General features: G+C 42.1%; 14 protein-coding genes and 2 tRNA genes. 9 read left to right on the top strand and 7 right to left on the bottom strand.

Translation table 11 applies throughout. The features are described from left to right. Both VIM89_RS04390 and VIM89_RS04395 read left to right on the top strand, forming a co-directional pair. Nucleotides 1–187, top strand: a 187-nt coding sequence (locus VIM89_RS04390) for a hypothetical protein (protein WP_488154916.1), incomplete at its 5' end; no start/stop codon positions are given. Between the two features lie 30 nt (nt 188–217). After that, complete coding sequence (locus VIM89_RS04395; protein ID WP_488154917.1) at nt 218–586, top strand: hypothetical protein; 369 nt, start codon at nt 218–220, stop codon at nt 584–586. Nucleotides 587–654: 68 nt separating this feature from the next. On the opposite strand, the gene VIM89_RS04400 is transcribed toward VIM89_RS04395, so the two are convergent. Next, on the bottom strand, nt 655–1,596 hold the full coding sequence (locus tag VIM89_RS04400; protein ID WP_488154918.1) for a phytanoyl-CoA dioxygenase family protein: 942 nt from the start codon (nt 1,594–1,596) through the stop codon (nt 655–657). A 213-nt stretch (nt 1,597–1,809) separates the two neighbouring features. On the opposite strand from VIM89_RS04400, the gene VIM89_RS04405 reads away from it, so the two are divergent. Together VIM89_RS04405 and VIM89_RS04410 are read left to right on the top strand one after the other, a co-directional pair. Continuing rightward, nucleotides 1,810–2,367, top strand: coding sequence for a dihydrofolate reductase family protein (locus tag VIM89_RS04405; RefSeq protein WP_488154919.1), 558 nt, complete (start codon nt 1,810–1,812; stop codon nt 2,365–2,367). A 128-nt stretch (nt 2,368–2,495) separates the two neighbouring features. Further along, a complete protein-coding gene (locus VIM89_RS04410) occupies nt 2,496–3,407 on the top strand; it encodes an alpha/beta fold hydrolase (protein ID WP_488154920.1) in 912 nt (303 codons plus the stop codon). Between the two features lie 66 nt (nt 3,408–3,473). Here VIM89_RS04410 and VIM89_RS04415 read toward each other — a convergent pair. From VIM89_RS04415 to VIM89_RS04425, 3 genes are all read right to left on the bottom strand, one after another. After that, nucleotides 3,474–3,559, bottom strand: a tRNA-Leu gene (locus tag VIM89_RS04415). A gap of 172 nt (nt 3,560–3,731) precedes the next feature. After that, nucleotides 3,732–3,804: transfer RNA gene (locus tag VIM89_RS04420), tRNA-Gly, on the bottom strand. Nucleotides 3,805–3,896: 92 nt separating this feature from the next. Continuing rightward, nucleotides 3,897–4,379, bottom strand: a complete 483-nt coding sequence (locus tag VIM89_RS04425; RefSeq protein WP_488154921.1) for a regulatory protein RecX — start codon at nt 4,377–4,379, stop codon at nt 3,897–3,899. Nucleotides 4,380–4,438: 59 nt separating this feature from the next. On the opposite strand from VIM89_RS04425, the gene VIM89_RS04430 reads away from it, so the two are divergent. Further along, nucleotides 4,439–6,901: a bifunctional UDP-N-acetylmuramoyl-tripeptide:D-alanyl-D-alanine ligase/alanine racemase gene (locus VIM89_RS04430; protein WP_488154922.1), complete on the top strand. Its 2,463-nt coding sequence runs from the start codon at nt 4,439–4,441 to the stop codon at nt 6,899–6,901. Nucleotides 6,902–6,916: 15 nt separating this feature from the next. Continuing rightward, nucleotides 6,917–7,510, top strand: a complete 594-nt coding sequence (locus VIM89_RS04435) for a DUF502 domain-containing protein (RefSeq protein ID WP_488154923.1) — start codon at nt 6,917–6,919, stop codon at nt 7,508–7,510. Here VIM89_RS04435 and VIM89_RS04440 read toward each other — a convergent pair. Further along, nucleotides 7,507–8,730, bottom strand: coding sequence for a TCR/Tet family MFS transporter (locus tag VIM89_RS04440; RefSeq protein WP_488154924.1), 1,224 nt, complete (start codon nt 8,728–8,730; stop codon nt 7,507–7,509). The two genes, VIM89_RS04435 and VIM89_RS04440, sit on opposite strands and share 4 nt — an antisense overlap. Nucleotides 8,731–8,964: 234 nt before the next feature. Between VIM89_RS04440 and VIM89_RS04445 the strand changes: the two genes are divergently transcribed. After that, nucleotides 8,965–10,086, top strand: a complete 1,122-nt coding sequence (locus tag VIM89_RS04445) for a TlpA family protein disulfide reductase (RefSeq protein ID WP_488154925.1) — start codon at nt 8,965–8,967, stop codon at nt 10,084–10,086. Here VIM89_RS04445 and VIM89_RS04450 read toward each other — a convergent pair. After that, nucleotides 10,083–10,790 carry an LOG family protein gene (locus VIM89_RS04450; RefSeq protein ID WP_488154926.1) on the bottom strand — a complete coding sequence of 236 codons (708 nt, stop codon included), beginning with the start codon at nt 10,788–10,790 and terminating at the stop codon, nt 10,083–10,085. The genes VIM89_RS04445 and VIM89_RS04450 overlap by 4 nt on opposite strands. 101 nt (nt 10,791–10,891) lie before the next feature. Next, entirely contained in the window at nt 10,892–12,376 is a 1,485-nt protein-coding gene (locus VIM89_RS04455) for a sodium:solute symporter (RefSeq protein WP_488154927.1), read from the bottom strand. Between the two features lie 225 nt (nt 12,377–12,601). Between VIM89_RS04455 and recR the strand changes: the two genes are divergently transcribed. Next, the gene (gene recR, locus VIM89_RS04460; protein ID WP_488154928.1) at nt 12,602–13,219 is read left to right on the top strand and encodes a recombination mediator RecR; all 618 of its coding nucleotides are present in this window, start codon (nt 12,602–12,604) and stop codon (nt 13,217–13,219) included. A gap of 5 nt (nt 13,220–13,224) precedes the next feature. Next, nucleotides 13,225–13,555, top strand: a 331-nt coding sequence (locus VIM89_RS04465; protein ID WP_488154929.1) for a glycosyltransferase family 2 protein, incomplete at its 3' end; no start/stop codon positions are given.

The raw sequence follows: 13,555 nt of genomic DNA on the forward strand, positions 1-13,555 counted from the left end.
CGATATGACCGCATGGATGAAACAATATGCGCACGCTACTCACAAAAACTATGAAATAGTTGCGGATCGTAAGGCTTTATATTCTGGTGCGCCATTAGAAGCAGATACCCTTGCGCCTGAAAATGCGGTGTTCCTGGGTAAAAATCATTACGCGGATTGGATTTCCGTACCTGAAAATCAGCGATAAATCAAATCATCAATACCGAACGATAAGAACATGAACAGCGAACAATTAATTGAACTAACTAAAGAGCTTATATATGAAGCCACGCATTTTAATGTGCCGTACGTAAAACAGATTTACGCAGATAAACTGCTGATAGTTAAAGTTGATGAAAATGGGGCGGTGGACACGATGAACAAGGAACAGCTTGTCGGCTTTGTGCAGGGAAACAGTGATTCAAATGCAAAACCGTTTTCTACTAAAGCTGAGTTTCATTACGCTGTTTGTGACGGAAATATGGGCATGGTGGTAATGACCCGCGACCTGGAACTTGGAGACGGCAGAAAATTCTTTACACTGATATGGGAGTATTTATCGGGGAGATGGCAGGTTGTAAAAGAATCATCGGTAGCAAGGAACTGAGAGGAATAGAAACTTGCAAAAGCCTGGAAGAAATATCCGGGCTTTTGTATTTTGGGATTGACACATCCTTACTTCCATATCTCAGCAGTTTTCTCTTGCAAAGGCTTGTAAGTAATGTATTGCACCATGCGGGGTGTTATCCCTTTGTTGGGTGTGGCGCAGTGCGGCAGGGCTTGGTGCCATATTACCAGGTCTCCCGCATTTCCCGGCACAGCCACGGGTGTTAGTTCCTTTATGGCAGCTTCGCGAGGATTAATGCTTTCGGGTAAATCAGCGATCCAATTATCAATCTGTTTGTGAAAACCCGGCACACAATGGAAGGCGCCATCTTCTGCACTTACGTCATTAAGATAAAGAAGCCCCTGCAAAACAAACGGGATGGGCAACTGCAGGCTTACATCCCAATGCAACGGACTGCCGGCAAATTTATAATCTGCTGTTTCGGGTGGGTTGAAGCTCACTTTATCTATCAAAAGGTATATTTCTGTGCTCTCATATATTTTCGAAAAGGCCTTTTTTATTTTCTGTGAGTTCCTGTTTTTATCAAGCGCCTCATGTTGAAAGAAACTGAGCATTAAGCCATTTTTACTGGGATGGCTTGCATACCAACTGTCAGGATTATCAGCTTTAGCGCCCAGGCTTTCCCATATGGCAGCCCTGGCAGCAGCACATTGTTCGGCGGATACCGCGTTGCGGATCACAATATAACCGTTTTCGTCCCAGAAAGCTTTATCGGCGTCGCTAAGCACTTCATCTGTATATGGGCTGTCATCAACATTATTTTTAACACCTTTACTTGTGGCCCATAACCAAAAGGCCTCAAATGTTGGTTGCTGGTTGTATAGATACTGCAACGCTTCTTCCATGCCTATACCATCTTCTGAGAGATGGAATACCTGCCGATGCCAGTCTTCATCCGTTACCTTCATTTTTTTGCCCTGAAGATCAGCCATTGCCGACTCCCATAGTTTATATAAAGAAGTTTCTTTTTGGGTGTAAGCTGTTTCCATAGATTACAATTTTAAGGAATTCAGATCATTCTAAAGAGGTTCTGTGGCAATAAGAGGATCTAAAACAGATACATGCTTCATAAGCGTAAATATACTATTCAAGTTCGCAAATAACCCTCGAAAATGGCGCATTTGAGGGTTGTTTGCATTGTTTATGATCCTAACTTTGGTAAGTAATTAACAGGTGTTTTAAAGAAAACCAAAATTAAACACATGAGAAAGTTAATCTACGCCATCAACCTCACCCTGGATGGGTGTTTCGACCACACTAACATGGTTCCCGATGATGAATTATTTGAATATTATATTGATTTAGTGCGGGACGCCGGCGCGTTTGTGTATGGGCGCAAAACCTATCAATTAATGGTTCCTTACTGGCCTGATGTCATCAAAGACGAATCGTCAACAGAATCAGATATTGAATTTGCCAAGGCGTTTTGCGCAGTCGACAAAATGGTGGTCTTTTCACGAACCCTTGATAAGGCCGAAGAAGAAAATACGGAGATCATTCATAGCAACATTTATGAAGAAGTACTTAAACTGAAACAGCAGGAAGGCAACTATATTTTAGCAGGCGGTGTAGATATTCCCTCGCAATTGATACAGCTCGACCTGGTTGATGAATATAATTTTGTCATTTACCCCATTTTTGCAGGAAAAGGGAAACGATTGTTTGAAGGCGTGGACCTGGCAGAGCGATTAAAATTAAAACTGGTTGATACGAAGGTGTTTGAATCGGGGTGTGTTTTGCTGCGATATGTGAAAGGTTAGCGGGGGCAGGTTCCAAAGCTTTTCTATAATTTGTGATCACCATGCCCCTGGTTCGCTTATTTTGAAAGATCTGTAAAAAAAATTGCAGGCCAGTGTTACCAAACAACTACTATGATCGTCTTGCAAACATGAAATATTTTAAATTAACGCTTCTTGTATACAGTTTGTTCGTTGGCATCAGCCTAACATTTGCTCAAAATATTAAAAATGGCAGTGGAAAAGTAAACGGGGAAACATTTTCATATGCTTACCTCGAACCCACGCGGGAAGTAAAAGGGATTCTGATCTTATTGCCCGGCTGGGGTGAAAGTATGCAAAGCATTTTTGAAAAGACTAAGCTGCCATCCATCTTGTCAAACAATGGATTTGTGACGGTGGTTCCGCAACTGCATCAAACGATGTTTGCAGACGATTATACCATTTCGGAATTAAATGCCCTACTTGAAATTCTATCCGGGCAATATCATTCAGACCAGCTCCATTTGGTTATCGGGGGACTTTCAGCAGGTGGTGCAATTGCCATTGATTATGCAGAATATCTTTTAAATGCTGAGAATCAGAAACATTTAAAGTGCGTTTTTGCAATTGATCCTCCACTGGACCTGGCCCGGATGTATCGTTCCCAAGAGAACAAGACCAATTATAACTGCAAAAACAAGCTGATTGCCAAAGAAGGCAATATGATAAAAAAGTATTTACTTAAAGCTTTGAATGGTTCGCCTCAGGACAACCCGGATACCTATCTGAAATTTTCCGCGTACTCGGCAGATGCACCAGACGGTGGTAACGCAAAATATTTAAAAAATATTCCAGTCCGACTGTACAGCGAACCGGACTTGGATTTTGTTCGCAAAACTTTCTGTGAGCAGTTGCAACCTGAAGATATCAATGCATTTGATCTGGAAAAATTAAATAAGTTTCTTGCGAATATTGGCAACACAAGGGCCCGGTACATCACCACAACCGGGAAAGGTTTTCACAGCTGGAATATACTTGAAGCGGCAGATTGTGCGGCCTGGATTGCGGAAATTTGCAGGTAATGTGGTCTGGGTTAGGTATAAAACATAATCCAAACAACAAGAGCCGATCTTTTGGATCAGCTCTCGTACTCGGGGCGGGAATCGAACCCGCACTCGCTTTAAGGCGAACAGGATTTTAAGTCCTGCGTGTCTACCAGTTCCACCACCCGAGCAGGTGATTAATGTTCTTAAAAGGAGCACTCGCTTTAAGGCGAATCCCGATCTAAATCGGGACGTGTCTACCAGTTCCACCACCTAGGCAGGTGATTTAATACTCAGGGCGGGAATCGAACCCGCACCACCTTTTAAAAACAAATCCCTTCTTTTTGCTGGAAGGGATTGGTGAGCGAAAGACGAGATTCGAACTCGCGACCCCGACCTTGGCAAGGTCGTGCTCTACCAACTGAGCTACTTTCGCATATTTGACAAACACTATCGCGTTTGCGGAGTGCAAATATAGACAGAAAAGAATATTCCGCAAGTGTTAAAAACGAAATTTTTGCAAAAAAGTTATAACTCGCTGTTTTTCAAAATGTCAGAAATGATATCGTTCTCAAATCCGCGGCTCAAAGCGTATTGATGCAGCTTATATCGCTTTTTAAAAGGATCTTTTTCGCCCAAAAGCCTCACTTTTTTCTCCAGTAGCTGCTTAAGCGTGCTTAAATAATCGTCATCGTTGATCGTGTTCAGCGCTTTTTTTATCAGCACATCCGATACCTTTTTGAATTTCAGGCCCTGTTTTATCTTCTGTTTTCCCCAGCCTTTCTGATTAAATTTCCCCTGCGCATAGGCATTTGCAAAACGTGCCTCGTTCAAAAAATTGGTTTGGATAAGCTGAGCGATCAGGGTTTCAACCTGCGTGCTATGCAAGCCCCATTCATATAATTTATCACGAACTTCCTGCTGCGAGCGTTCCTGGTAGGCGCAGTAATGCTCGGCTTTGGCTAATGCTGTTTTTTCGTCGGTTACCGGGGTAGGCTTGGGTTGGTCCATCAAATGCCAAAATTCGTTAAAAATTCTTCTATTGGCAGAAATATAAGCAAATTCGTAGCATGCTTAGCAACCATTATTCTATCCGTGAAGTTCAGCAGATCATTAACGCAGGCGGAACTATCGAGACCGATGATATCATCAGCGTTTTGCTGACCGATAGCCGCCGTATTACCAACGCTTCGGAAGGGTTGTTTTTTGCATTAAGCGGTAGGCGTAACGGACATGAGTTCGTTGCAGAAGCCTACGCTGCCGGGGTTCGCAATTTTGTGGTGACGCATCAGACCGGGATCAAAATGCCCGAGGCAAACTTCCTATTGGTGGATAATGTGCTGGATGCATTGCAAAAGCTTGCCACTTATCATCGCAGCCGTTTTGATCTGGAGGTGATCGGTATAACAGGTAGTAACGGAAAGACCATTGTAAAGGAATGGCTGTATCAATTGCTGATTTCCGATAAAACAATAGTTCGTAACCCCAAAAGCTATAACTCACAAATAGGTGTACCGCTTTCCGTGTGGCAGATCAATGATAAGGATAACCTGGGTATTTTTGAAGCAGGTATCTCCACTGTGAATGAAATGGAACGGCTGGAAGCTATCATCAAACCGTCAATCGGTATTTTAACGCATATCGGCCCGGCACATGATGAAGGTTTTAAAGATCGAAAGGAAAAAGTACTCGAAAAGCTGAAGTTGTTTACACATTGCAAACTCCTGATCCATAATTACGATCAGCTGATAGATTATAAAAAACATATTACCATTAATGATCACTTTAGCTGGAGCAGAAAATTTAACCAGGCTGACCTGTATGTGTTTGCTGAGACCGTTATATCGAGAAACTATTATTTGCGTGCTAAATATAAAGGCAAGGAAATAGAATGTCTGATCCCATTCCTGGATGAAGCGTCAGTAGAAAATGCAATCGTCTGCTGGGCAACCATGCTGGCAATGGGCTATAGCCCGGTTGAGGTGGACAAAAGAATAGAGCGGCTGAGCCCGGTAAGCATGCGCCTGGAACTGAAGAATGGCATTAATGATTGCTCGGTGATCGATGATTCTTATAACTCGGATGTGCAGTCATTGGAGATTGCCTTGAATTTTCTGAATCAACAAAATCAGCATCCTACACGCACGCTGATCCTTTCGGATATTTATCAATCGGGCCTGGAACAAGATGTATTGTACAGGCAGGTAGCTGATATGATTAAAAGCCGGAAGGTAAACAAGTTTGTTGGTGTGGGAGAGGCCCTGTCTGCTCATAAAGAATACTTTACACTCGAGAAGAAACATTTCTATCCCGATACCGATACCTTACTTCAGCACCTGAACGAGCTGAATTTTGATAATGAAACCATCCTGATAAAAGGAGCGCGGAGTTTTGAATTTGAACGCATCAGCTCTGCATTGAGTCAGAAGGCGCATGAAACGGTGATGGAGATCAGCCTGAATGCTTTGCTGAACAATCTGAATTTCTACAAGTCAAAACTCAAGCCTGGCGTGAAGATCATGGCTATGGTGAAGGCATTTTCCTATGGCAGCGGAACGTTCGAGGTAGCCAACATGCTTCAATATAATAAGGTGGATTACCTCGCGGTGGCTTATATTGATGAAGGCGTGGCTTTGAGGCAGGCAGGAATCACGCTACCCGTAATGGTGCTTAATCCTGAACTATCTGCTTTTGATAAGCTGATCGAGTATAAACTGGAGCCGGAGATATTCAGCTTTAATTTACTGGATGAGTTTGTAAAATATGCATTGTCGCATAGCCTGAGCAATTATCCTGTGCATTTCAAGATCGATACCGGAATGCACCGCCTCGGTTTTGAAGATCATGATATCGATACACTTTGCGACCTGATAGAAGAGAACAGGTTCATCAAAGTCAAATCGGTTTTCTCACATTTCGTGGCCAGCGATGCGCCTGAACACGATGATTTTACTAAGAAGCAGATCAAACGCTTTGAGAAAGCTTTTACCAAGATAGAGAAGGCACTGGGGTATAGTGTTATCAAGCACATTTCTAATACCGGGGGCATTATTCGCTGGCCTTCAGCTCACTTCGATATGGTAAGGTTAGGAATAGGTTTATATGGTATTGATGTGTCTGTACCATCAGATTCAGGAGTTTTGCAGCCTATTGCTACTTTAAAAACAAGCGTATCGCAAGTGCGTAAGGTAGCTGCAAATGATACTATAGGCTACAATCGTAAAGGAAAATTGAATAGCAATGGTAAGGTTGCCACTGTACGTATTGGCTATGCCGATGGTTACCTGCGGGCCTTCGGTAATGGAGTGGGCAAGATGCTGATTAAAGGAAAGCTGGTGCCGACTGTAGGTAATATATCAATGGACATGACCATGCTGAATGTAAGCAATGTAGATGTGCGTGAAGGCGATGATGTGATCGTATTCAATGATCAACTTACCATTGAAGAATTGGCCCGCGAGATTCATACCATCCCCTATGAAATACTGACCAATATTTCGCAAAGGGTAAAAAGAGTGTACTTTTACGAGTAGAAACTTAGACTTGCCATGAAAAGAATCGCCGGAGCCTTATTGAATTATTTTGTTAAAGGACTAATTATAGTAGTTCCTATCGGTGCAGCGGCTTTTTTGATCTTTTGGGGTGTGGCGAAAATAGATGAAGCTCTGAATCTAAGTGGTATTTTCCTGACTGACAGCAAAGGTCAGCCTATTTATATACCTGGATTAGGTATACTAAATGTCCTTGTCATTATCCTGATCGTAGGTATTCTGGTAACCAACGTCATCACCGATCCTATCAAACAATGGCTCAATCGATGGATAGATCGCCTGCCGCTTTTTAAGTTCCTTTATTCATCTATAAAAGACCTGACCGAAGCATTTGTTGGAGAAGAAAAGAAATTTAACGAGCCTGTACTTGTTGAAATCAATGAGTTTGGATTAAAAAAAGTAGGATTTCTTGTGCAAAAAGATCTGGCTAAAATAGGCCTGCCGGGTGAAGTGGCTGTTTATTTTCCATTCTCATATTCATTTGCTGGACAAGTCGTAATCATTCCTGCGGAAAAGGTAAAACAAATAGATAAAAGCGCTGCCGATATGATGAAATTTGTTATTTCGGGTGGTGTAAGCGGTTTGGATTAACGCAGCTTTTTCAGACTCTTTATAACGATCGAAGTACTTATGAAAACCAATAATGCCCCAAGTATATAAGGTGCACCCGGAAAATATATGGGAGAGCCTTTGTGCGCGAATGATTTGAAGGTATAACCCATTATCAGTGGCCCGAATATCAAACTAAGGCTCGAAAGCAGGTTTAATCCTCCCTGTAGCTCACCCTGCTCATTTTTCTCAAATTTACTGGTGATCATACTTTGCAATGCCGGGCCCGATACTCCGCCAAGGCAATAAGGTATCATGTATAGATATACCTGCCAGCCATAACTAGCGAAGGCAATTAGCGTTAAGCCTAAGCCATAGGATAATAGTCCCCAGATAATGTTATTCTTTAAACCAAATTTGGGGATGAGCAAGCGGATCAATCCACCTTGTATGCTGATGAGTAAGACGCCTATGAAGATACCCAGGATCCCCACACTATGCATCGTCCAGTTGAACTTCTCATATACATAAAAAGGCAACTGATATTCAACTGCCTTTTGTGCTATGTAAACTAGGGTGAATGCAACTGCCAAACTGGCCAGCGAGGCATACTTGCCCAGGTTTTGCATAGAGCCAATCGGATTAGCGCGCTTCCATTCAAACTTACGCCTATGCTCAGCATCCAATGATTCGGGTAGTACAAATAATCCCCATAACGCATTGCAAAGTGCTGCCGCCGCGGCTGCAATAAAAGGGAATTTGATACTTAATTCACCGAGGAAAGCGCCGCCTGCTATACCAATAATAAAACCTAGCCCGGATGCTGCCCCGATCAACCCGAAATTAGCCGAACGTTTGTCGCCCTCGCTTACATCGGCAATGTAGGCTGTGCCTGTTGCCATGGTGGCACCTGTAATACCTGCTATCGTTCGCCCAACAAACAGCCAGAAGATGGAGGGCGCAAATGCCATGAACAGGTAGTCGATGCTAAATCCGAAAAGAGAAATCAATAATATTGGACGTCTGCCAAACCGGTCGCTCAGGTTACCCAGGATAGGAGAGAACAGTACCTGCATTAAAGCATAAGTGAACGTGAGCCAGCCGTTTATTTCAGAAGCAACGGCATTGTCAGTATGCCCCAGCTGTTCCAGCAGTTTAGGAATAACCGGAATAATGATGCCCAAACCCAGCACATCAATAAAGATGGTGACAAAAATAAATCCAACCGCAGCTGATGTTTTGGTTTTAGGTTGTATACTCATAATGGGTAATAAACAACATCCCCAATCACCGGAATGTTTAAAGCCCTGTTATTATTTTTTAAATAACTTCGCCAATATAACACTTAAAACCGTTAAAATGCTTTACACTAAATGGAGTCAGTGCATCAAAACTCCTATAATGTGTGTTAGAACAATCAAATAAAGTTTATTTTGATAATCTTAAATGATTTTTTGCGTTTTAAGAACACTAATTAAACCGTAAACCAGTCACGAATGAAGAACCTTAAATTACTGATTGCAATATTTATTACACTATGTGCGCAACTGGCAGATGCACAATCTACATCACGCCTTATACTGTCAGAACAGTATCCGGCCGCCGGAGAAAAAATAACAATTACTTATAACCCTTCAGGCGTCTTTCAGCACAATAAAAAGGCGATTAAAGCTGTAGCGTATTTTATGGATTACAAGAAGTTTCAAACTTCAAATATTGATCTGAAGAAATCGGGTAGTTCATTAACCGGTGAGTTTGTTATTGACAAAACAGTTAAAGCCTTTTTTGTAAAGATCAGTTCGGGTGAAGAAGTGGATAACAATAAGGATACTGGTTATCTATATCCAGTTTATAAAGATAAAAAGCCGATTGTGGGCGCTTATGCATCAGAAGCCTACTTTTACTCCAGCGGTTTGGGAACCACTTATGCAAAAGTGATAAAGGATGTTAAACGCGGAGCCGAATTGTATAAAAAAGAATTTTTGCTATATCCGCAAAATAGTGATGAATATCAGAAAGATTATATCGCACTATGGCCTCAATTGGCTGCTACGACATTCCAAACTACTGTCCATATTGATACGATACCGGGCGAGCATTATAAATCAATGAGTAAGCTCAAAGCCGATTTCGCTCAAAAAATGATAAAAAAGCCTGCGCCGGCGTTTTCGTTAAAAGATTTGGATGGAAAGAAAGTCTCGCTTTCTGATTTAAGAGGAAAGATCGTCATTCTCGATTTTTGGGCTACATGGTGTATGCCATGTAAAGCCTCCTTTCCAGGCATGCAACTAGCCGTAAAGAAGTACAAGAATAATCCCAAAGTGAAGTTCTTCTTTGTTGACCTTTGGGAGAATGGGGATTATTATACCGATGACGTCCGAAAGTTTATAAAAGATAGCCATTACGACTTTCGTGTTCTGCTGGATGAAAAGCTTTCAGGGAGCAAATACACGAAAGTAGGTCAGCTGTATAATATTAATGCTATCCCGACCAAAATCGTCATTGACAAAAATGGCAATATCCGCTTTACTTACACAGGAAGCTCAGGTACTCCCAATAAGGTATTGGACGAGGTGACTGCAATGATCGAGCTTGCGGGTAAACCCAATGTTAATTAAAAATTCGGTTTCAGTACATACTTCTCGTAGAAACGGAAGATATGCTCGGCAGCTTCCTCGGCGGTATCAACTAAACGGTAAAGGTTCAAATCATCGGGACTGATATTATGTTCCTGCGCCAGCATTTTTTCTTCCACCCATTTGAATAAACCACCCCAGTATTCGAGTCCTACAAAAACGATGGGGAAACGTGCGATCTTTCCGGTTTGTATCAGGGTGATCGCCTCAAACGATTCATCCATTGTGCCAAAACCGCCAGGCAGGATAATAAAGCCCTGTGAGTATTTCATGAACATTACCTTGCGAATGAAGAAGTAATCGAATTCCAGCAGTTTATCGCGGTCAATGTATTTATTGTGGAATTGCTCAAACGGCAGCTCAATATTCAAACCTACCGATTTACCGCCGGCTTCGTAGGCGCCTTTGTTAGCAGCTTCCATAACACCCGGACCGCCGCCTGAGATTACGCCGTAACCGCGTTCAGTTAGTAATCGTGCGGTGTCCTCAGCCAGTTTATAATATTTGCTATCGTAATGAGTACGCGCCGAACCAAAAATGGACACACAAGGGCCTATTTTTGCGAGTTTTTCAAATCCATCTACAAACTCGGCCATGATCTTGAATATCTGCCACGAGTCGGTAACTTTTATTTCCTGCCAGTTCTTATTTTCAAAAGCCTGTCTTATTTTATCTTCACCAGTCATGTTTATTAAAACTCTAATCTCTAAATACTAAATTCTAATGGTTTATAATTTGAAATCGAACTCCACAACTAAATCTGAAATCGTAATTCGTAAATCTAAAATCAGGACTCTGTTTTTACTTCTTTTTTAGAAGACGTGAGCCATAACCCGACAAAAGTAATTAATCCGTTCACAATGATGAGCTCATTGTCAAAAACATATCCGCTGAGCAGTTTTGCCGAATCAGTGCTGAGGAAATAACACACTACTGGAGATATAACACAAATAAACGGAACCAGTTTATCGGCCACTTGTCTTCTTTTCATAAACAGGCCGAATGAGTACAGACCCAATAACGGCCCGTAGGTATAGGAAGCAACCTTAAAGATGGCACTTACTACAGCATCGTTATTAATGGCATTGAATACGACAATGGTCAGCAGCATCAATACTGAAAAAGCTATATGCACCCAATGGCGGGTTTTTACCATCCGCGAACTATTGATATCCTTGTTTTTTGTGAAACCTAAAAAGTCGACACAAAACGATGTGGTTAATGCTGTTAAGGCAGAATCTGTAGTCGCAAAAGTAGCCGCAGTCAATCCCAGCATAAACACCACAGCCGGAACTACACCCAGGTAGTTTAACGCGATTGTAGGGTAGAGGTAATCTGTCTTGTCAACATGAACGCCATATTTTGTTGCATATATGTATAGCAAAGCTCCAACACTCAGGAAGAAGATATTGATGATCACAAACACGGTTGTAAAGCTGAACATATTTTTTTGTGCTTCTTTAATGTGACTCATGCTCAGGTTTTTCTGCATCAGGTCCTGGTCAAGGCCGGTCATACCGATGGTAATGAATACGCCTCCCAAAAATTGCTTGCTGAAATGGAAATGGCTGCTCAAAAAGTCATTGAAAAAGAAGATTTTTGAATAACTGCTGTTCTTAATAGCATCTGCCGCCTCAAAAATGCTCATGTGCAAACTGCGGCACATAAAAAAGAGAGACAGGAATACAGAAGATACCAGGAACAAAGTCTGCAAACTATCGGTAATGATGATGGTCTTTAAACCACCTTTAAAAGTGTATGACCATATCAGCACGAGGCAGATCAATACCGTTACTGCAAATGGGATATGGTAGCTATCAAAGATGAATTTTTGCAGCACGATTACCACCAGGTAAAGCCGGAATGATGAGCCTATTGTACGACTAATGAGAAATATGCCTGCTGCGGTCTTATAACTCCATGTTCCTAAAGCCTGTTCGATATAACCGTAAATCGATGTCAGTTTTAACCGGTAATAAAGTGGCAGCAGTACGGTAGCGATGATGATAAAACCCGCCGCATTACCCAGTATAAATTGAAAATAGGCAAATTGATCCCCGCTTGGGGCACCAACTTTCCCCGGAACGGAAATAAAAGTAACCCCGCTTAATGCAGTACCGATCATGCCGAAGGCCACCAGGTACCATTTGGAATTGCGGTTGGCAACAAAGAAAGTATCGTTATCGGACGATTTACGGGATGTTAGCCACGAAATAACGAGCAATACAAGGAAATAACCGATTATAAAAGATAGAAGTACTAATGGCGACATGGATTAATATGTTAGTGAGAAACCCGAGCACACTGATGTGCGCTGTCATCCTGAGCTTGTCGAAGGATATGGCGTAAAGGCCGACCCTCATACTTCGACAGGCTCAGTATGACATCTTTGAGGTTTCGTGTCGGCAATTTATACATAAAAAACAAAATGTATGTTACATCTGCCGGACTTATGCTGACTTACCGACTTCCGGACTAATTTGATTAAATTCGCAGAATGAATTTTTCGTCAAAGTTGCTGGAGAATGCAGTGGCAGAGTTTGCCAAATTACCTGGAGTGGGGCAAAAAACTGCTTTGCGTTTGGTGCTGCACCTACTTAACCAGGACAAAATGGAAGTGACGAAATTTAGTGACAGCATCGTCAAATTGCGAAATGAGATAAAATTCTGCCAGGTTTGCCACAATATTTCCGATCAGGAGGTATGTGAAATTTGTTCCTCACACAAGCGCGATCATGCAACTATCTGTGTAGTAGAGGATACACGTGATGTAATGGCTATACAGAATACTGACCAGTATAACGGAGTGTACCACGTTTTAGGCGGTTTGATTTCCCCGATTGACGGAATCGGCCCCTCTGACCTGCAAGTCGACAGTTTAGTGGCCAGAATTAAAGAAAACGAGGTTAAGGAAGTAATTTTTGCCCTCAGCGCCACAATGGAGGGCGATACAACCATTTTTTATTTGCACAAACGCCTAAAAGATTTCAACATTAATCTTTCTACCATTGCTCGTGGCATAGCTTTTGGTGGTGCACTGGAGTACGTTGACGAGATCACCCTCGGGAGATCCATCGCGACACGTATTCCATACGAAAGTTCACTATCAAAGTAGCAAGTATGAAATTATCCGTAATCCTGATTAATCACAATTCCCGTAATGGGCTCCGCCTTGCATTAACTTCTGTGCAAAAGGCTGCCCGCAATATTCCACATGAGGTTATTGTGGTTGATAATGCATCTACAGATAATTCAGTCGACATGCTGACTGCCGAGTTTCCGCAAGTAAAGCAGCATCTTCTTACTGACAAAGAAAGCTTGTCAAGAGCGTACAATAGCATTTTACCCGAAACCCGCGGCCAATACATTTTACTGCTCAATCCAGACACTATTATCAGCGCCGATTCATTCGCCAAAATGAATGAGTTTATGGATCAGCACCCATTGGCGG

Source organism: Mucilaginibacter sp. (genome assembly GCF_036568825.1).
Classification (GTDB): Bacteria; Bacteroidota; Bacteroidia; order Sphingobacteriales; family Sphingobacteriaceae; genus Mucilaginibacter.

Bases quoted from the DNA above. Each gene is read 5' to 3' on its own strand.
- VIM89_RS04395 (WP_488154917.1), top strand. From the start codon at position 218: ATGAACAGCGAACAATTAATTGAACTAACTAAAGAGCTTATATATGAA.
- VIM89_RS04435 (WP_488154923.1), top strand. From the start codon at position 6,917: ATGAAAAGAATCGCCGGAGCCTTATTGAATTATTTTGTTAAAGGACTA.
- VIM89_RS04440 (WP_488154924.1), bottom strand. From the start codon at position 8,730: ATGAGTATACAACCTAAAACCAAAACATCAGCTGCGGTTGGATTTATT.
- VIM89_RS04405 (WP_488154919.1), top strand. From the start codon at position 1,810: ATGAGAAAGTTAATCTACGCCATCAACCTCACCCTGGATGGGTGTTTC.
- recR (WP_488154928.1), top strand. From the start codon at position 12,602: ATGAATTTTTCGTCAAAGTTGCTGGAGAATGCAGTGGCAGAGTTTGCC.
- VIM89_RS04425 (WP_488154921.1), bottom strand. From the start codon at position 4,379: ATGGACCAACCCAAGCCTACCCCGGTAACCGACGAAAAAACAGCATTA.
- VIM89_RS04455 (WP_488154927.1), bottom strand. From the start codon at position 12,376: ATGTCGCCATTAGTACTTCTATCTTTTATAATCGGTTATTTCCTTGTA.
- VIM89_RS04450 (WP_488154926.1), bottom strand. From the start codon at position 10,790: ATGACTGGTGAAGATAAAATAAGACAGGCTTTTGAAAATAAGAACTGG.
- VIM89_RS04445 (WP_488154925.1), top strand. From the start codon at position 8,965: ATGAAGAACCTTAAATTACTGATTGCAATATTTATTACACTATGTGCG.
- VIM89_RS04410 (WP_488154920.1), top strand. From the start codon at position 2,496: ATGAAATATTTTAAATTAACGCTTCTTGTATACAGTTTGTTCGTTGGC.
- VIM89_RS04430 (WP_488154922.1), top strand. From the start codon at position 4,439: ATGCTTAGCAACCATTATTCTATCCGTGAAGTTCAGCAGATCATTAAC.
- VIM89_RS04400 (WP_488154918.1), bottom strand. From the start codon at position 1,596: ATGGAAACAGCTTACACCCAAAAAGAAACTTCTTTATATAAACTATGG.